This window comes from Verrucosispora sp. FIM060022 (assembly GCF_003977705.1).
GTDB classification, from domain to species: Bacteria; Actinomycetota; Actinomycetes; order Mycobacteriales; family Micromonosporaceae; genus Micromonospora; species Micromonospora gifhornensis.
Genome location: NZ_RQIV01000005.1, coordinates 107,022 through 126,359, shown reverse-complemented (window position 1 = coordinate 126,359; position 19,338 = coordinate 107,022). Strand labels below are relative to the sequence as shown.

Below are 19,338 nucleotides of genomic sequence, written 5' to 3'. Positions count from 1 at the left end.
GCCGAGGTGTGCAGTGTCGAGTTGCCGCGTCAGGTGGATGGGGCAAGGCGGTGACATCACGGTCGGGCGTCGGACAGGTCGAGCCGACCCGCGACGCGGTTCTGCGCGCACCACCGCCGAAGTCACCGCCATGGCGAGGTGGCACCCATCACGTTCCGCCGATAGGGTGCTTCACGAAAACGGTTTCGGCAAGATGTCGTACGGGTAAAACCGGGGCCGATTTTCGGCCCACCCCGGACTTCCGCTTGTGTCAGTCTTCGCACTACGCTGGCCGGAATCGTGGGGCTAGCCAACGGCTGCCGGGTTTCTGAAATTGTTGCGAAAGGCTTTCGAGTGGGCCGACGACGATCGCAATCAGTGACGCTGAGTGATGTGGCGCGCCACGCTGGTGTCTCGATGGCCACCGCGTCCAAGGCCATCAACGGTCGCCCCGAGGTCGCCTCGGCCACCCGGGAACGGGTGCTGCGCGCCGCCGCCGAGCTGTCCTTCCAACCGAACGTGCTCGCCTCCGGGCTGATCTCCGGTCGCACCCGTACGGTGGGGCTGCTCACCGACGAACTGGGCGGCAGATTCGCCATGTCCATCCTGCTCGGGGCCGAGAACGCCCTCGGCAACGGGCAGATGTCCGTGCTGCTCTGCGACGCGCGCGGCGACGCCATCCGCCGCCAGCACTACATCCGCACCCTGCTGGCCCGCCAGGTCGACGGATTCATCGTGGTCGGTGACAGCAACGAGGTGAGCCCGTCGGTGACCCAGCACATCCCGGTGCCGGTGGTCTACGCGTACGCCCAGTCCACCGACCCGAACGACCTGTCGATCGTCGCCGACGACGAGGGCGGGGCCCGGCTCGCCGCCGAACACCTGGTCTCGCACGGTCGGCGCCGGATCGGGCACATCACCGGCCCGGACAGTTACCGCGCTGCCCGCGACCGGGCCGCCGGGCTGCGCACGGTCCTCACCGAGGCCGGTCTCGTACCGGCCGGCGACCCGCTGTTCGGAGAATGGTCCCAACGCTGGGGTCGGCACGCGGCACGTCTGCTGCTGGCCGCCCGGCCGGACGTGGACGCGATCTTCTGCGGCAACGACCAGGTGGCTGCCGGCGTCGCGGACACGCTGCGCGACCTCGGTCGCCAGATCCCGGACGACGTGGCGATCGTCGGCTACGACAACTGGGAACTCTTCGCCGAGGAGTGCCGCCCACCACTGACCACCGTGGACCTCAACCTCGAACAACTCGGCGCGACCGCGGTCCAGCACCTCATCGCGGCGCTGGACGGCAACGCCACCGGTGGGGTGATCCGGCAGCAGGGGCGCCTCGTCGTCCGCGAATCCACCGGACCGGCCCTCACCCGCCACTGACCCTGGTACCGCGGCGCCACCGGCGCGCGTCCCGCACCGCCCTCACCATGCTCGGAGGCCGCATGGCGGTTCGAGAGCGCCCACGCGAAGGGCTCAGGTGCCGCGTGACGGGCCGGACAGGGTCAGGTCCGCGGCTGCGTGGTCGTCGTCGCAGGGTGCCGCCGCGCTGCGGCGGATGACCAGCTCCGGCACCAGTACGTCACGGCGGGGCCGCGAGCCCGACGCGGGCCGGTCGAGTTGCTCCAGCAGCAGTCGCAGACTGCGCCGGCCCAGCTCGGCGAAATCCTGCCGGACCGAGGTCAGTGGGGGCAGGAAGTGGGCCCCGTCGGCGCTGCCGTCGAATCCGACCACGCTGACCTCACCCGGTACCCGCCGACCGGCCTCGTGCAGCGCCCGCAGCACACCGAGGGCGAGTTGGTCGCTGGCGCAGAAGATGGCCGTGACGCTGCGGTCGCGGGCGAGCCGCTCGCCCTGCTCGTAGCCGGTACCGGCGCTCCAGTCACCGGGCACCACGGCGGGCGTCGGCGCCCCGGCGGCCCGCAGCGCGGCATGCCAGCCGGCGACCCGCTCCCGCGCCTCCGGCCAGTCCTGCGGGCCAGCGAGGTGGTGAACGGTGGTGTGGCCCAGGTTGAGCAGGTGTCGGGTGGCGAGCCGGGCCCCTTCGACGTTGTCGATCTGCGCACTCGACACGGCCTCGGTGCAGCCGCCACCCACGGTCACCGCCGGCAGTCCGGACGACGCCTCGGCCAGGGCGTCGGCCATGGCGGGCTTGGGTGCGATGGCGATGAGCCCTTCGACCGACTGGCGGCGGAGCCAGTCGACCGCCTCGAACACCGATCGACGATCCAGGTGCCGCAGGCTGGCGACGCTGACGAAGTAGCCCGCGGCCCGAGCCGCGCCCTCGATGGCGTACAGCATGGAGGTGGGCCCGTAGAGCGGGCTCTCGTAGCCGACGATCCCGAGCGTGCCGGAGCGGCGGGTGACCAGGGCGCGGGCGGCCGGATTCAACCGGTAGTCGAGCCGGCGCATCGCGTCCAGGACGCGCTGTCGGGTGTGGTCGGCGACGTACGGATGCCCGTTGATGACGCGGGAGACCGTCTGGGCCGACACGCCCGCCAGTTCCGCGACGTCCCGCATGATCGAACGGCCCGAAGCTCTGACCGGCCGTTCGGCTTCGTTGCCGCGTGCGAGGACGGACGGGGCTGGTCGCTCCCTGTCCGGCCAGGCACGGCCGCTGTTCTCGATCACCCTGCTCTCCTCGTCAGGAGGTGCCCGCGCGACGCGCGGCGAAGGAAGCGGTGGCCCCCTCCACCACCGACGTCACCTGACCTCTGACAATGAACGCCGAAAGCGATTTCGGCAATGCCCGTCAGGAGATTCGCACAGAAAGCTGAGACGGCCCCCTCCCCCTTTCACCCCGACCCGTCCACACCCACCCACCCTCCCCCCACGCCCCACTCCTCCCCGCCCCGCCCCGCCCCTCACCCACCCCCACCCCCACCCCCGCCCCCGCCCCCACCCCCGCCCCCGCCCCACCCCCACCCCCACCCCCGCGATCTTGCACTTTCGGTCGCCGCTATACGGCTTTTGGTCCGTTAAGCCCCGACCAAAAGCGCAAGATCGGCGCGGGCAGGGCGCGCGGGGGGGGCGGGGCAGGGGTGGGGGTGGGCGAGGGGTGGGGTGTGAGGGCGGCGGGGTGGAGGGTGGGCAGCTTTGCGGACGAAAGGGTTTTCGGCAAGAGGTGCCGGGAATTACGGCGGTGCCCGCGAAACGGAGGTTGAGGCGACTGTTACGTCACGCCGCGCCACCTTAGTTTGTATAGAAGCCAATCTATATCACCTCTTGGTGTTCGGGCGTCGGCGATCGCTGAGGGGACTGACGAGTGGAGGAGCCTCATGAGATCGTTCAGAACGGGCACGCGGATCATGGTGGCGATGGTCTCCGCGCTGGCCACCATCGGCGGGGGCGCGATCGTGGTCACCGCAGCGCAGGCCGCCGTCGCCGTGGCCTGCCGGGTCGACTACCGGGTGACCAGTCAATGGTCCGGCGGCTTCGGTGCCGACGTCACCATCACCAACCTCGGTGACCCGGTCGACGGGTGGAAGCTGACCTGGGCGTACCCCGCTGGGCAGCGCGTCGTCCAGGCGTGGAACGCCACCGTCACCCAGACCGGCACCCAGGTCAGCGCCACAAACGTGAGCTACAACGGCGTCCTGGCCACCGGGGCGGGTGCCACCTTCGGCCTCAACGGCTCCTTCCGCGACAGCAACCCGGCACCGGCCTCGTACGCCCTCAACGGGGTGACCTGCACCAGCGGGCCTGGCACACCCACGCCGACCACCCCCGCACCGCCGCCGACCACCCCCGCACCCACCACCGCCGCGCCGACGACGCCACCGACGAACCCGCCGCCGACCAGCGGCTGGAACCCGCCGGCCCACCTGGTGTCGCCGCTGAACCAGGTGTGGCAGCACGTGGAGCAGACCTACAACAACGGCAACCTGTACGGCTTCCGCAACTACGGCTGGGACCAGGTGATGGCCAACCGTGGCTACCTCAACTTCTGCGTCCGCTGGGACTCCTCCGCCCCGGTCACGGCGACCCAACGGGACCAGATCCACGCCACCCTCGCCCGCCAGTACAAGAAGTGGATGGACGTGATGGCCGGCCACAACGCCTGGCCGTACCGGGACGTGCCGATCCGGGTCGTCGGCTGGGCGGTACGCGACCGCAACCAGTTGCAATGGAACGACAACTCCGTGGACGTCTACGTCAACAACATCCGGGAGAACGCGCCGCAGTGCGCCCCCGAGTGCGGCCGGTTCTTCAACCAGGGCGGCCAGTACCCCAACTGCCCGGGTGGGGCGGCCCGCCACTACGACCAGTCACTGTGGTTGACCGACGGGTTCGGCGGCGGCGCCGGTGGCGACTGGGGCCAGCGGATGGGCCGCGAGTACTTCATGTCGAACCTCAACGCCGAGAACATGCACATCCTGCTGCACGAGATCGGGCACACGTTCGGCCTCGACGACTTCTACGACTGGACGCCGTCGGGCGTCGGAGGGTTCCTGATGCGCGCCGGCAGCGCCAGCTCGATCACCGAGTTCGACGCCTGGATGTTGCGCGACTGGTGGCGCCACCTCAAGAGCCGGTACGGCTACTGACCGCGTCGGCGCGCCCCCGGCCCCCGTGTCCGGGGGTGCGCCGACGAGAACGGATCAGTGGTTGACGTCGTAGACCGCCAACTGCACACCGTTGCCGTACGTGGCGTGCTCGACAAGCGTCAACCGCTGCTTGTCGGCCCCGTCCGGGGCGAACAGCCGCCGGCCACCGCCGAGCAGCAGCGGAAAGATGAGCAGGTGGTACCGGTCGACCAGGCCGGCGGCGGCGAGCCCCTGGGCGAGGGTGGCGCTGCCGTGCACCAGGATCGTGCCGCCGTCGCCCTGCTTGAGCGCGGCGACCTCGTCGAGCGACCGCAACACAGTGGTGTTGTGCCACTGCGGGTCGGTGAGCGTGGTCGACACCACGTACTTCGGCATCGCGTTGTACTCGGCGAACTCCTCCATGGTCGGCCAGACCGGCGCGAACTCGTCGTAGCTGACCCGGCCGATCAGCAAGGCGCCCGCCTCCTGCTCCTCGCGGGCCTTGATCTCCCACACGGCCTCGTCCATCGGCACATCCTTGAACGTCCAGCCGGCGTGCGGGTGGCTGCCACCGCCCGGCGAGTCGATCACGCCGTCGAGGGACATGAACTCGGTGACGATCAACGTACGCATGGCGCGGGTCTCCTTCATCGGCGATCTGTGGTGCCTTCACCAGAACGTCGAACGGGCCCGGCGGGATTCGACAGCCGACGAGGAAATTTTTCCTCGCCGACGAGCAGTGCCCCGCCGGTGCGAAAGCTCGCACCGACGGGGCACCGGCATACCTCAGCGGACTACTTCTTGTCCTTCTTGGGCTTCTTGGGCTTCTCCGGCTCCGCGTCACCGATGGTGATCGTGGCCTTGTTGAAGTTGTTGCGCTTGTCGGCCTTCGACGGGTCGTAGTTCTTCTCGATGTTGCCCGCCGCGTCGACCGAGAACCAGTGGAACGTGGTCGTCTCGGTCACGTGGAACACCTCGCCCGGCTCCCGGAACTCGGTCGCCTTGTAGCGGGGCGAGTCGAGGGTCGGGCGGCTGCCGTCGATGGTGTAGTAGATGGTCGCCGGCTCGCTGACCTCGAACCGCACGTCGACCGGGCCGGAGAACCGGCCGGCACCCGGCACCAGCGTGGAGGTGGGAGCCTTCTTGTCCTTGCCCCACTCCGCCGCGATCCGGAACATCTCCATGATGCCGTTGGCGTACTCCATGGTCTCGGCGTGCCCGCTGACCAGCTCGGGGTTGCCCTCCCACGGCGGCTGGAACGAGCCGCCCTGCCAGTTGCCGGTCGCCGGGTTGTATACCGAGCCACCGACCTCCCAGCCGAAGGAGAAGATGCCGTAGGTGTGGTACAGGTCCTCGCGGACGTTGCCGGCCGACGAGTAGAGCACGTCGGACGAGCCACCCACGTTCTGCGGCGTGACCACGGTCTCCCGGTACGCCTTCACCTGGGACAGGATCCGGGAGGCGGCCTGCCAGTAGAACATCTCGTCACCCAGCGGCGGACGGGGGGTGGTGACCCGCCCGTCGGCCTTGTAGGAGCCCGGCTGCCAGAACAGCTGGCCGCCGTTGGAGTGCACCGACATGAAGAACTTGATGTTCGAGTACGTCTCGGCGAGCCAGACGATGTTCTTCGCCTCCGGCTCCGACAGCTTCTCCGGACCCTGGTACGTGTCGCTGGTGCAGCTGAACGAACCACCCGAGTAACCGTCCTGCGCGGAACCCACCCGGTAGTTGCGGTTCAGGTCGACGCCCCAGTTGTTGCGGCGACCCGGGTCGGCGTTGTCGTCCGCGCAGTGGTTGGTCAGGTTACGACGCTGCGAGGCGTTGTTGTAGAAGCTGTAGTTCGCCCCGTCGGGGTTGTTGCTCGGGATCAGGAAGATGTCGGTGTTGTCGACGATCTTCTTGGTCTCCTTGTCGGTCTTGTAGTTGGCGACAAGCCGCTCCGCGGTCTCCAGGGTGGTCGTCGCCGGCACCCACTCGCGGGCGTGGTCCTGCGCCTGGATCAGCACGCCGGGCTTCTTGCCGTCCCGGTGCTTGCCGATCCGCAGGACACGAACGGTGTTCGGGCCACGCGGCACGTCGCCCTCGGGGGCACCGACGCGCTTCTGGTCGAGGAAGTCGGTCAGCGCCACCGGAGCCGTCGGCTGCACGATGCCGGTGCCGGCGTTCGTGCGGTACGGGTGCGAGCGGTCGATCAGCCCGTTGGACTGGGTCTTCAGGGCCGTCGCCACCTGAGCGGCGGTGCTGGCCAGCGCACCGGAGGAGTCCTTGGCGAGCAGGACCCGTACGGCCTTGCCGTTGACCTCTACGGACAGCGGCAGGTTGGCGCCGGGCCGGTCGACGAACTCGACAGTGATGTCGTTGCCGCCCTCGTGGCCCCAGGCCGCGGAGGTGACGACGACCGCGGACTGACCGGTACCACCGATGGTGGCCTGCGCCTTCCGCTGGTAGCCGTTCGTCTTGTACGGCAGGTACACGATCTCGGCGATCTTCGGGTTCTCCCGAGCGATCTCCTCGATCCGGTCGTGCAGCTGCTGCGGGTGCTTGTAGCCGTCGACCAGGTTCCACTTGTAGCCCGGCTTGTCGGTCAGCGGCGGCTCGCCGTCCTCCAACCAGTCGGACACCGGGCCGACCGCTACGCCACCGGTGGAGCTGGTGACCCGGATCTTGCTCGGCCGGGTGTCCAGCTTGAACAGGTTCCGGTGGAACATGTACTGGCCGGAGTCGATGAAGCGGCTCATCGTCCGGGCGAGGGCGAAGTCGGTGCCCGGCCCGGAGTCGTTCTCCACCTGCATGCCGATGATCGGGTTGGTCTGCGCACCCTCGGTGGTGCGCGCCTCGACGTAGAGGAAGCCCTGGCCCTTGGTGGTGAACCAGTCGGCGCGGGCGATGCGTACCGTCGCCTGGTGGCTGTAGGTCGACGTGCTCGTCGCCGCGGTGCTGTCGGTCGCCGCAGCGGACCTCGCGGCGACCCGCGCGCCGGCGGCGGCTGCGAAGCCGCCGTCAGCCTCATCGCTCCAGGTGAAACCCTCGCCCTCGGCCAGGATCCGGACGCCCATCGCCTCGAGTTCGGCGACCTGCTCGGGCGTCGCCACCACCTCGGCCTCGATCCCGTCCGGCACCCGCGTCAGGCCGTGTTCCAGGTCGAAGCCGGCGGCCGCCACCTCGTCCAGCATGTCGGAGCCGGTCAGGTGGACGCGCACCACGTCAGCGTGGTCCGCGTGTTCCAGGTGGGAGCGCTCGGCGTCGGCAGCCGGCGTCGCCGCGGGCTCCGCGACCGCCGGCTGGCCCGCCAGCAGGACGCTTCCCACCAGAACGGGTACTGCGAGAAGAGCGATGCGTTGTCGAGTGCGCCGCATTCTTCCCTCCTTCTGCTTGTGCAAGTGTGGGGAGCAACGTATCGGCGTCGACCGTCCTCGCTGGCCCATCTCCTGCCCGGTTGACCGAATCTTGAGTTTGGCGGGTGCCGGGAGGGGTTGACAGTGGGCCGGAGACGGCCTCAGCGCGAAACGCCGAAGGGGCCGCCGGAACACTCCGGCGGCCCCTTCGCTGAAGGTGATCAGTGGATGACGACCGGTGCCTTCGGCTGGTCGCCGGACTGGTCGTCGAGCAGGTGGGAGCGTTCGCGCCGCCGGGGCAGGAACGCCGCCGGGATGAGCGTCAACACGACAAGCCCGAACGCCACCCAGAAGGTGGTGGCGAAGGCGTCGGCGGCGAAGTCCAACCCGCGCTCGATCAGCGACGGCTCGACCGGGAACTGCTGGAGCAGCTCCGGTTGCTGCTGCGCCGCGATGGCCAGGCCGGTCTCGGTGATCGGGTTGCCGTTCGGGTCGGTCACGCCCGGGATCGGACGGGAGTTGTTCAACTCGTTGGTGAGGATCACCGACATCACCGCGGCGCCGATGGAACCGCCGATCTGCTGGAGGATGTTCACCAGGGTGGAGCCGCGGGCCACCTCGTGCCCGGTCAACGTCCGCAGCGCCGACGTCATGATCGGCATCATGGTGCCACCCATGCCCAGGCCCATCACGAACAGCGAGCCGCAGATCAGCACGTACGAGGTGTTCGCGTCGATCTGGGTGAAGGTGGCGAACCCGGCGATGATCAGCAACAGCGCGAACGGCACCGTCCGGCCGACCGGCACCTTGTCGGCGAGCATGCCGGCGATCGGCATGGTCAACATCGCGCCGATGCCCTGCGGCGCGATCAGCAGACCGGCGGCCAGGGTCGACTCACCCCGTACCTGAAGGAAGTAGCTGGGGAACAGCAGCCCGGCGCCCATGAAGGCGATGATGAACACGAACATCGTCACCGCGGCCACGGTCAGTCGACGGTTGCGGAACAACCGCAGGTCCAGCAGCGGGTGCCGGGGGCGGAACGAGTAGATGACGAACGCCACCACCAGGGCCGCACCGATCAGCATGGGCAGCCACACCCCGGTGTCGGCGAAGGTGCCGGTCTCGGGCAGCGTCGAGACGCCGTAGAGGAACAGGGCGAGTCCCGGCGAGAGCATCAGCATGCCGAGGAAGTCGAACGACTCGGAGGGCTCGGGATTGTCCTTCGGCAGGGCCTTCTGCGCGTACGCCAGCGCCACCAGGCCGATCGGCAGGTTGATCAGGAAGATCCAGTGCCAGCTCGCCACGTCGATCAGCCAGCCGCCGAGGATCGGGCCACCGATCGGGCCGAGCAGCATCGGGATGCCGAGCACCGCCATCAACCGGCCGATCCGGTGCGGCCCGGCCGCCCGGGTCATGATCGTCATGCCGAGCGGCATGAGCATTCCGCCGCCGAGACCCTGCAATACCCGGTACGCGATCAACTGGCCGATGGTGTCGGCGGTGGCGCAGAGCCCGGAGCCGATGGTGAACAGCGCCAGGGCCATCATGTAGAGGCGTTTCGTGCCGAACCGGTCGGCGGCCCACCCGCTGAGCGGGATCACCGTGGCCAGCGCGAGGGTGTAGCCGGTCATCGTCCAGGCGACGCGGGCGTACGAGGCGTCGAACTCGCTCTGGAAGGTCGGCAGGGCGACGCTGACCACCGTCACGTCGAGGATCGACATGATCGCGCCGAGCACGACGACGCCCGCCACCTTGAGAACCGCAGCGTCGAGCTTGTCCGAGGTCGGAACAGGCTGCGACGCCGCGACCGATTGCTGTGTCACGAGGTCTCCTGAATCGAAAGTGCCCGTTGGGCGTCGCTGGCGGCACCAGCCGGCGATGGCGGGCATGACCGTTGGGCGCTAACCCGCAGCGCAGATTAACCCGCACCAGCGACGAAACTCGCGTGGATTAACGGTCAGCAGACCGACACGTGACGTGTTCCTGGTCACGGTGGGAATCGGTCACCGGGACGCCGCCGGGCGGTGCCGTACGACGTACGCGTCCCGGTGACCGGTTCACCAGGAGTGCGGGGCGTCGCCGTCGACCTGCGGCCGCTCCTTCGAACGGTGTGACCCGGGTTTGCACCCGGCGAACGGGCCGTTGGGGCTGCGCAGGGCGTCCATGGTCGGCCAGAGGTGACTCTGATGCCACGTGGCCGGGTCGGAGCCGTTCGCCTGCGGACCGGTGCGTTCCTGCCAGGCGAGCCAGAGCCCGTGCAGGTAGGCGATCGCCTCCGGGTGTTCCCACCAGCGGGGGCACCAGGGCGACGAGGAGCTGACCTCCCCGCCGTAGACCGGCAGCAGCAGGTTCTCCACCCAGTACGACAGCCGGCGCAGCTCTTCCTCGTACTCCGCGGCGTCGAGGTAGAGGATGAAGAAGGGCTTGCCTTCCTCGTCGGTCTCCTCGACGACCGGACCCACCTGGGTCATGACTGTCCTCCCTGTCGTCCTAGCACCGCAGGGTGCTCTCGTCACCGGGGTCGACGCCAAGGTCGGCGGCGAACCGCTGGTACGCCTCCACGCGGGCCTGCACCTGGGCGGGATTGCCGCCACCGCACTCCAGGGCGCCGTTGATGGTGCGGATGGTCTCGCCGAACCCGCCGCCGCCGGTGATCGCGGAGTGCGCGGTCATCCGGCCCGCGCCGGTCTGGGTCATCCAGAACCACAGCGCGGTCTGCCAGGCGACCGACGGGTCGTCGCGTACCAGGTCCGGCTGGTGGAGCAGGTCCAGGCCGAGCGCGTCGCCGGCGGCCTTGTAGTTGGTGTTCCAGCTCAGCTGGATCGGTCCGCGCCCGTGGTACGCGGTCTGCCCGGCCGGGCAGCCGTAGGGCTGGCCGGCGTCGCAGTAGTTGCCCCAGGCGGCCTGGTTGATCTCCTCCACGTGCACCAGGCCACCGGACTCGTGGTTGATGTTGGCCAGGAAGGCGGCCAGCTCCCGCTTGCGGGTCTGCTCGTCGCCGGTGCCGGCGAAGGCGGGGAACTTGGCCATCGCGTCGGTCAGCCCGGCGTAGGTGTAGAAGGAGTTCCGGTGGGGGAACATCGCAGTGAACTGCGCCTCGCTGAGCACCGCGGTTTCGTCGGTGTCGGTGTCGGTGCCGTCCGGCCCGGGCGGCGCGGTGGCGCTGTCGTCGTCGGGCTCCGGCTCCTGGTCCGGGTCGCCGGGGGCGGTGTCCGAGTCGGGTTCCTCGTCGCCGGTGGTGGTGTACTTCGCGAAGAGCCCACGCACCTGGAACGGGTACGCGCCCAGGGCCAGCACCGGCATACCGCCCTGGGCCTCGACGGTTTCCAGTCCGATGTCCCAGGCCATCAGGGTCAGGCTGAGGTGGTCGCCGACCACCTTCTTGTCCTTGCGCAGCTGCTCGGTCCGCTCGGCCAGGTGGCAGAAGTAGCGGGCGTGCGCGTGGATCGAGTCCTCGGCGTCGAGCACGGAGGCCTCACCGCTGTCGTCGTCGTCCGCACCGAACTCGTCGAACACCTCGGGGGCCAGCTGGGAGAGTCCCTTGCGGCCCTGCGGGCCCTCCTTGTCGGCGTCGAAGCCGGAGGCGTAGTCGATCTGCGCCGCGAGGATCACCGGGGTGAGCAGGTCGCACTCCTTGGCGGCGGCCCGGATCGGTGCGACCAGGTCCTCATCCGGCACCTTCGTCGGGTCGAAGGTGCCGCGGCCGTCACCGCCGGACAGTTCGATGAGCGCGTTGAGGCGGGACGTCTGGCCGCCGGTGTCCGACGGATCCGACGAGGCCGAGGTCAGCTGCGAGCCGCCGGCCATCGCGAAGATGACGAGCAGGACGATCAGGGCCAGCAGCGCCAGGACGATCAGCGGGAACAGTCCGACCACCGAGACGACCAGCCAGAGCAGCTGCGAGGCGTCGAGTTTGAAGACCGAGCTGCCGGCCTGCCGGGCCGCCTGGGCCTTGCGCAACGCCATGGCGCTCAGCCGACCTGGCGGGACTCGCGGCGGCTCCAGCTCGCCGCGGCACGGTCGGTGATGGCCTGCACCTCGGCCTTGGCCGCCGCGGCGATCGGTCCCGCGTTGGGCTCCCGGAACCAGGGGCGCAGCCGGATCAACGCCGGGCGTACGCCGGTGGCCAGCAGCAGGGCGGTGCCCTTGGGCAGGGCGCGGATCTTGTCCGCCGGCAGCACCTGCTCCTGCCGGTAGGACACCGACCGCGACGAGCCGTCCTTGGACCGGGAGTAGCTGGGGGTACGCACGTCGTGCTGGCCGACCAGGCGGGCCACCTTGTCCACGAAGTCGGCGTCGTCGAGCCCGGCGCCGAGCAGTTTGACGGTGGCGGCGCTCCACAGCGCGTCCATGCCCGCCTCGCCCCAGACCCGTACCCCCTGCCGGTAGCTCTGCAGCAGGGTCACCACGCTGATCCCGCGTGAGCCGAGGTGGCTGTAGAGGTCGGGCAGGTCGGAGATGCGGCACACGTTCGCCGCCTCGTCGAGGATGGCGGTCATCGGCGGGTCCAGTCGTCCGCCCATCCGTTCGGCGGCGACCACCCCGGCCCGGATCACGGAGTCGGCCAGCCCGGCGATCACCCCGGCCGCCGAGCCACCACCGTCCTTGGAGAGCAGGTAGAGGGTGTCCCGGCCGAGGACGTGCTGCTCCGGGATGAACTGCGGACGGTACGGATCGGGGCTGACCCAGGCCAGGATCTCCGGGTCGAGCAGGCAGGCCACGCACTGCCGGGCGGTCTCGTAGATGCCGTCGCGGGTCTCGACGGCGCCGCGTACGGTGCCCTGCAACTGATCGGCCATGGCGGTCATGCCGACGTCGCGCAGCAGGTCGACCGGGGTACGGTCGGCCGGGTCGGCGAGCCAGGCCAGCAGGTCGTTGACCGTCGCGCCGCTGCGGGACGCGGCGAGGAAGAGCGCGGTCAGCGTGTTCTGCGCCGCGGCGATCCAGAAGTCCTTCTTCGACGAGTCGTCGTTGACGGAGCTGACGAAGTGCCCGGCCAGCCGGCGCGCGCCCTCGATGGTGTCGCAGCCGCTGAGCATGTCCCACCACATGTCGCGCTCGGTGTACGCGATGCCCTGCGGGTCGAAGGTCCACACCCGGCCGACCCTGGTCCGCTCCTGCCGGGTGACGGTGAACACGTCGGACTTGTTCGACGTCAGCAGCACCGGCCCGGGTGCCCGCAGCACCCGCGGGATGGCGATGCCTGTGGACTTGCCGGCCCGGGGCGCCATCAGGTCGAGTTCGACGTCCTCGTAGGAGGAGCGCAGCTCCGGGCCGGCGGGCACGAGGTCACCGAGCAGGTTGCCGGTGTCGTCGGGGTGCAGCCGGGCGACGTCCTTGAGGCCGGGGCGCAGGTCGCGGGCGCGGGCTTCCAGCCCCTTGCCCGTCATGGCGCTGAGCTCGCGGGGGCGGGCCAGGCTGCGGGGCTCGCGGCGACGACGGACGAACCCCCGCACGAGCAGGGCCAGCGGGGCCGCGCCGGCCAGGACCAGCGCGACGGCCCCGCCATAGACCAGATACGACGGTACGCCGGGCCAGAGCTCCTGAGTGGCGCCGCTGACCAGGCGGACGTACACCTGAAGGGTGAACGGCGGCGGCTGCCAGCCGTGCCCGGTGAGCAGGGCGGCGAGGGTGCCGCCGAGCCACAAGGGCACGAAGACCACCAGGTTGACCAGCGCGAAGCCGGGAATCAGCCACGGCAGCCAGTCGCCGCCGATTCCGTCCTGCCGGCTCATCGTCGCCCCGGCCCATCGTGCCGCCAGCCGTCCGGGTCGCCGGCGATCAGGTCGCCACCGGTCACCGCGCGCACCGCGGCGGCCCGTTCGGCCAGGAGTCGGTCGGCATCGCCGTTGGCGATCCAGCGGGTGTTGGTGTCGTGCAGGTGGCGTTCGGTGTCGGTGATCGCGACCCGGATCGGGATGCCCGGACGACCACCGACCTTGATCAGGAACCGGCCCCGGCCGGGCGGCTCCTCGTTGCCGCCGTCCTGCGCCCAGCCCGGCGGCGAGGACCAGGACGAGACCAGGTCGATCTCGCGTCGGGACAGCCCCACCACCCGGCCCAGTTCCTCCATCTCGGCCCGGGGCAGGCCGGCGCAGGCCACCATGCCGGCCCGTTCGACGAAGCCCCGGGCCTTGGCCTTGTCGGCCTCGCTGCCGAGCGCCTCGGCGTCCTTGAGGGTGTGGGTGATCTTCGCGTCGGCGAGGCCGAGTGACCGGTTGAGCCGGGTCAGCGCGTCGATGCGGTCGACGATGCCGGAGGCGGCCCGCAACGGACGCCACAGTTCGTCGAGCACGGTGAAGAACCAGCGGCGGGGGGCCAGTCCCGCGTCGGCCAGGGCGTGCGAGGCGGCCACCGTGCCCAGCCCGTCGGACCAGGCGGCGAGCATCGCGGCGGCGGTCAACTGCCCGTCGGCCTCACCGATGCGGGAGATGTCGATGCAGACGGCGGTGGCGTCCGGGTCGATGCGGGTGGAGGTCTCGGCGGCGAAGGTGTCGCCGAGCGGGCCGTCGAGGATGCCGAGCAACGAACGGTGCAGGGGATCGACGGCGTCGCGGTAGCGGGACTCCTGGCCCCGGTCGAGGGTGACCTGCCGGACCCGGGGCGGCCCCTCCTCCAGCACCGCGAGCAGTTGCGGCAGCCGGAACGTCCGCCCCTGGGGGGTACGTTCGCGCAGGTGCCGCAGGCAGGCGGAGAGCACCGACTGCTCGTGGTCGCTGATCGGGCCGCCCCGGACGATGGTGAGCAGTGCCGCGACCATGTTGAGGACCCGACCGTGGGTTTCGGCCGCCAGGGCGTTACCCGCCTGTCCCCCGATCTTCGCCGCGGCCGCGCCCATCGCGCCCGGGTCCAGGATGTTCAGTCCACCGACCCCTCGGGCGATGGAGATGACCTGTCCACCGAGGGCGCGGACGGTGTCGGCGTAGTCGGGTTTGAGGTCACCGAGCACCAGCGGCACCACGCCCTGGGCACTCAGCCCGATCAGCATCCGGTTGATCAGTGTCGACTTGCCGAGGCCGGGCATGCCGAGCATGAACAGCGACGGGTTGGAGATGTACCGGGCCCGGGTGAACCAGTTGAGCGGGTCACCGCAGACCGTGGCCCCGGTGTGGATGTGCTGCCCGAGCGGGATCCCGGTCATCGGGGCACCGGAACCGGAGGCGAACGGCCAGAGCCCGCAGGCCTGCACGGTGGTGGCCCGCCACATGGTGGGCGGGTCCACCGCCGCCACCCGACCGCCACCCAGGGCGTACGAGCCACGGTGCGGGACGCTGTCCTCCCGGTTGGCCCGGGCCAGGCGTCGCAGGTAGCGCTGCTCGGCGGCGTCCTGCTGCGCCTGTCGCCGCCGCTGCCGGCGCAGCGACCGCGCTGACACCCTGCCGCCCTCGTCGGGTTCCCGGTCCTGGTCCTCGGCCGCCGGCACCACCAGGTCGGACATGGCGGTACGGGCCCCGGACGCGCCGCGTGGCCAGCCCGCACCGAGGCGGAACAGGGCACCGGAGCTCACAGCGCCTCCTTCAACTCGTGCGGGACCATCGTCTGCTCCCAGGGCAGGATGCCGACCGGCAGAGCGCAGGAGAACGCGGCTGCCTGCATCCGGTCGGCCGGACGCATCGCGATCCGGGTGGCACCGAGCAGGTTGCGCATGGTCACCTCCGCGTCGCGGATCTCGGCGACCGAGTCGACGGTGAGCGTCACCAGCATCGAGAACTCGACCAGACCCGCCCCGGAGGCCTCCTCCGCCGCGGTCTGCTCGGCGGCCTCGATCTCGGAGATCGCCCGGGCCCGGACCAGGCCTCGGGTCGAATTGGCCATGAACTGGGCGGACCGGCGGTCCGACTCGACGATCTTCGCCGAGGTCGCCGGGTCGATCGGCCGGTAGACCAGGGCGACCCGTTTGCGGCGGATACCCAGTGCGGGGTCCAGCAGGCTGCGCAGCACGCCGGAGCGCACCGTGCCGCGCGGGGCCAGGGTCAGCAGCCAACTGCGGGAGACCCCGGAATCATGCTGGTAGTGGCTCACCGTCTCGACGGTCGCCGCCGGCCCGGCGTCGGCCCACTCCAGGCCGGTGTGGCCGTGCTGGGCGCGTACGTCGAGCACCTCGGCGGCGACGGCCGGGTCGTACGCGACCCGGACGACCTCGGCGATCCGTTCGGCGGACAGCGGTTCCGCCGAGCCGCCGCCGGCCGCGACCAGCCCGCCCAGGACACCCGGTAGGCGCAGCGCCAGATCGGCCACCATCGTGTCGTGGTCCCGTCGGGCGCCGCCGGGCGCCGAGTAGGTGAGGGTGAGGAAGGTGTTCATCTCCGACGACGCGGCCGGGTAGCTGGCCACCACCTCCTCCATGACGGCGCGGGCGGCGGGCGGCGCGTCCGGTGAGATGCGACCCAGCACCTCGGTGGCCAACCGGGTACCGGGATCCGGGGCGGTCTCCACGACCACCGCAGCGCCACGCAGCCCGGGCTCGTGCGCCAGCCGGGACAGCCACTCGCCCCACAACGCCACCCAGGTGTCGACCTGGTCGGGGTCGACGAGCGACCCACCGTCGGGCTCGCAGGCGAGCACGACCGTGTACTGGTTGCGGTGGCGGTGATAGAGCACCCCGAACGGGCGGTCGTAGGGGTCGCGCCCTTCCAGCATGGTCACCCGGCTCAGCAGTCCCGGCGGGCGGAAGCGGCCACCCGGGCGCGCCGACAGCGGTCCGGAGGCGTACAGGTGCCGCCCCAGCGACTTGCGGCGCAGCCAACCGATCCGGACGGCGGCCATGTTGTAGACGTTGCGGCCGTCGGCGGTACGGATCGCCAGCGGCGCCAGCATCAACGCGAACGGGAGCCCGACCACCAGTGCGGTGTTCAGGGAGACCATCGAGGAGATCAGGACCATCACCAGCCCACCGAACAGGCCGACGGTCCCGACCAGGCCCAGCGAGCCCAACCCGGCCTTGCGGGGGCGACGCCAGTTGCCGTACGTCGGTGTCTTCATGGATTCCGCGGTCGTACTCACGATGGTCCTTCTCCTCGTTGCGGCTTCGGTCAGTCCCGGTCCCCGAGGGCACCGCTGGCGATGTCGCTGGCGTGTTTGTGGGTGCTGCGCGCCCCACTCGCGGTCTTCTGCACGGCGCTGGCGCCCTGGCCCACCGTCCAGGCGGCGACGCCGATGGCACCACCGGCGACGCGTCGCGCCGCCGTCCCGGCGGCGGCCAACCGGCTCCCGGAGCCACCCGAGTCGCCGTCACCGGAACCACCCGGGGCACCGCCACCACCGCCACCGCCGGCACCGGAGGCACCGCCGCCGGAGGAGCCGCCACCGGAAGCGCCACCCGCGGACGAGCCGCGCGAGCCACTGCCCGTCGGTGCGCTGTTGCCGCTCGGCGGCCTGGGTTTGCCCGAGATGGCGGAGGCCGCCTGGCCGCCGGCCCCGGCGATCTTCTTGGCGCCGGTCGCGACGGCACCCGCCGCGGCGCCGGCGGCGGCCATGCCCGTGCCGCTGCTGTCCCGCGAGCCGAGCGTCGCCATCGCCGGCACGACCAGCCGCATCAGCGCGGGCAGTGCGACGGCGGCCATCAACAGCACGGCGGCGCCGGCGAGTTTGTAGTGCTTGGCGTTGTCTCCGGTGGCGCCGATCATCGCCGCACCCGAATACATGATCAGCCCGACCACCGGTTTGAAGGCCAGCCAGGCCACCATCCAGGCGATGTGCTTGCGCCACCAGCCGCCGCCCCACTCGGACATCGAGGCCGCCGCGGCCAGCGGAAGCGTGCCGGTGAGCAGCACCATCACGCCGAGCCGGATGTACATCAGGATGACGTGGACGCAGCCGGCGATCAGCAGCAACAGCCCGACGATGATCAGCAGGAAGGCGGTGAGCCCGTCGGTGCCGCAGTTGGCGATCAGCTTGAGCTGGGCCTTGATGCCCTCTTCGTAGAGGTGGTGCGAGTAGGCGTCCGCCTCGCTGGCCAGCCAGTTGGCCACCGTCCACGCGGCCCCCACGGTGAGGACCATCCGGACCAGACCCAACAGCGCCACGGTCAGCGGCTGCCCCTTGCGTTCCAGCGCCACCCGGAAAGCCGCCGCCAGCAGTGAGGCCACCGCGATGGTGACGACCAGCCAGTCGGTCTGCATGTGGATGCTCTCGTTGAGCTGCTGATCGCCGAGCGTGGGAATATCGCCCAGGTTGGCGAAGAGCTCGACGGCGGCGCCCATGATCGCGGCGGCGATGTCGCTGAGGATGCCGTCGATGCCCCGCTCGAAGAAGCCGACGACCTGGCCGATCGTGCCGATGTAGACGGCGTCACCGGTGGCGCACTCCACGTCACACCTCGTCCCAGAGCACGAAACCGACGAGCGAGACGACGGGGGCGGCGCGGGTGTGCAGGCCGCCCGAGTTCAATGGCCGCAGCTGCCAGTCGACGCCGTTCCAGTCCACCGTGTAGTCGACGGAGGCGTACAGGACGTTGGCCTGTCGGATCAGCACCCGGACGGTGGCCGTGCTCGGCGAGTACCGCAGCACCAGGAACCCGGCGAGCGTATTGACGGTCTGCACCGGCCCGGTCTCGTCCATCGACGCCCGCATCGCGTCGAAGTAGTCCCGCCCCAGGCCCGGGACGAGCTGCTGGTGGCTGACCGTACGCCAGTCGGGCCCGCTCATCTGACGGGAGATGGTGTGCACCGCCATCACCGCCCCCATCGGGGTGTGCGCGAAGCACCACAGCAATGGGCCGGTGGTCTTGCGCGGCCCGGCCGAGGCCGAACGCGGCACCCGTGCCCCGTTGAGCGGCCGCCACGAGATGTCGTCGGGAGCCGTGGTCGGGATGCGCTGCGCGGAGTCGTCGGTACGGCAGCCCTGCGGCCGGCTGCCGTCCGGGCCGAGGCTGCCGATCACCGGTCCCGGGGTGGCCGCGACGCTGGGGCTGGCGTCCCGGCCGCCGCCGATCGCGGCGACCGTGCCGGTGCAGAGCGCGAGGGCGAGAAACCCGGCCGACATCTGCCAGCGGCGGTGCTGCCAGAACGGCTTCTCCTGATCCGCGTCGTCGTCGGACGTGTATCTGAGTCTCATGGCACCTTTCCCGGTTCGCGATGGCCGCGTGCTCGCTGTGTGGTCGGTCGGTCTAGGTGCCGGACGATCCGGTGCCGAACACCCAGCTGACGATCGGGCCGGCGGTGGCGACCAGGATGCAGCCGCCCAGCACCATGCCGAGCCGGCTCATGTGCTCCGAGCTCTCGCCGCGCTTGTGTGAGATGGCCATCACCGCGCCGGTGATCAAGATGCCGACCACACCGGCCGCGGTGCCGCCCCAGGCGATCAGGCTCAGCACCTGCTGGACCTTCTGGGACAGACCGTCCGGCAGCGTTCCGTTGATCGAAGGCTGCGGGACCGTACCGCCGCCACCCGCCGGATCGGGTGCCGCGAGCAGGGTGGTGACCCGTGCCAGGCTGTTGTAGTAGACGTCGGAGAGGGACACTGCGGCTCCTTGAGTTCGGATGTGTTGTCGAGCGGGCTCG

The 19,338-nt window shown here is 70.5% G+C and carries 14 protein-coding genes; 2 read left to right on the top strand and 12 right to left on the bottom strand.

The annotated features are described in order from the left end of the window. Positions 1–333 precede the first annotated feature (333 nt). On the top strand, positions 334–1,359 hold the full coding sequence (locus EG812_RS15850) for a LacI family DNA-binding transcriptional regulator (protein ID WP_043720656.1): 1,026 nt from the start codon (positions 334–336) through the stop codon (positions 1,357–1,359). A 93-nt stretch (positions 1,360–1,452) separates the two neighbouring features. On the opposite strand, the gene EG812_RS15845 is transcribed toward EG812_RS15850, so the two are convergent. Beyond that, on the bottom strand, positions 1,453–2,496 hold the full coding sequence (locus tag EG812_RS15845) for a LacI family DNA-binding transcriptional regulator (protein WP_126711977.1): 1,044 nt from the start codon (positions 2,494–2,496) through the stop codon (positions 1,453–1,455). A 758-nt stretch (positions 2,497–3,254) separates the two neighbouring features. On the opposite strand from EG812_RS15845, the gene EG812_RS15830 reads away from it, so the two are divergent. Then, entirely contained in the window at positions 3,255–4,523 is a 1,269-nt protein-coding gene (locus EG812_RS15830) for a cellulose-binding domain-containing protein (RefSeq protein WP_126711975.1), read from the top strand. Positions 4,524–4,577: 54 nt separating this feature from the next. Here EG812_RS15830 and EG812_RS15825 read toward each other — a convergent pair whose 3' ends face one another. The 11 genes from EG812_RS15825 to EG812_RS15775 form a co-directional block, all read right to left on the bottom strand. After that, complete coding sequence (locus EG812_RS15825; protein WP_126711974.1) at positions 4,578–5,135, bottom strand: dihydrofolate reductase family protein; 558 nt, start codon at positions 5,133–5,135, stop codon at positions 4,578–4,580. 161 nt (positions 5,136–5,296) lie between these two features. Next, positions 5,297–7,858 carry a M14 family zinc carboxypeptidase gene (locus EG812_RS15820; protein ID WP_126711973.1) on the bottom strand — a complete coding sequence of 854 codons (2,562 nt, stop codon included), beginning with the start codon at positions 7,856–7,858 and terminating at the stop codon, positions 5,297–5,299. Between the two features lie 200 nt (positions 7,859–8,058). Continuing rightward, positions 8,059–9,660 (bottom strand): DHA2 family efflux MFS transporter permease subunit, encoded by a 1,602-nt coding sequence (locus EG812_RS15815; protein ID WP_126711972.1) that lies wholly within the window; start codon positions 9,658–9,660, stop codon positions 8,059–8,061. A gap of 234 nt (positions 9,661–9,894) precedes the next feature. Beyond that, positions 9,895–10,308, bottom strand: a complete 414-nt coding sequence (locus EG812_RS15810) for a DUF4913 domain-containing protein (protein ID WP_126711971.1) — start codon at positions 10,306–10,308, stop codon at positions 9,895–9,897. A gap of 19 nt (positions 10,309–10,327) precedes the next feature. Next, positions 10,328–11,803, bottom strand: coding sequence for a glycoside hydrolase family 19 protein (locus EG812_RS15805; RefSeq protein ID WP_126711970.1), 1,476 nt, complete (start codon positions 11,801–11,803; stop codon positions 10,328–10,330). 5 nt (positions 11,804–11,808) lie between these two features. Then, positions 11,809–13,572 (bottom strand): type IV secretory system conjugative DNA transfer family protein, encoded by a 1,764-nt coding sequence (locus EG812_RS15800; protein WP_013733473.1) that lies wholly within the window; start codon positions 13,570–13,572, stop codon positions 11,809–11,811. After that, complete coding sequence (locus EG812_RS15795; RefSeq protein ID WP_126711969.1) at positions 13,569–15,344, bottom strand: putative type IV secretion/conjugal transfer ATPase; 1,776 nt, start codon at positions 15,342–15,344, stop codon at positions 13,569–13,571. Before EG812_RS15795 ends, EG812_RS15800 begins: the two co-directional genes overlap by 4 nt. Beyond that, positions 15,341–16,840, bottom strand: a complete 1,500-nt coding sequence (locus EG812_RS15790) for an SCO6880 family protein (protein WP_199743881.1) — start codon at positions 16,838–16,840, stop codon at positions 15,341–15,343. The genes EG812_RS15795 and EG812_RS15790 overlap by 4 nt, the downstream gene beginning before the upstream one ends. A 29-nt stretch (positions 16,841–16,869) precedes the next feature. Continuing rightward, a complete protein-coding gene (locus EG812_RS15785; protein ID WP_013733470.1) occupies positions 16,870–18,147 on the bottom strand; it encodes a hypothetical protein in 1,278 nt (425 codons plus the stop codon). A gap of 1 nt (position 18,148) precedes the next feature. Next, complete coding sequence (locus EG812_RS15780) at positions 18,149–18,892, bottom strand: DUF8175 domain-containg protein (RefSeq protein WP_126711968.1); 744 nt, start codon at positions 18,890–18,892, stop codon at positions 18,149–18,151. 52 nt (positions 18,893–18,944) lie between these two features. After that, positions 18,945–19,298, bottom strand: coding sequence for a hypothetical protein (locus EG812_RS15775; RefSeq protein ID WP_013733468.1), 354 nt, complete (start codon positions 19,296–19,298; stop codon positions 18,945–18,947). Positions 19,299–19,338 lie beyond the last annotated feature (40 nt).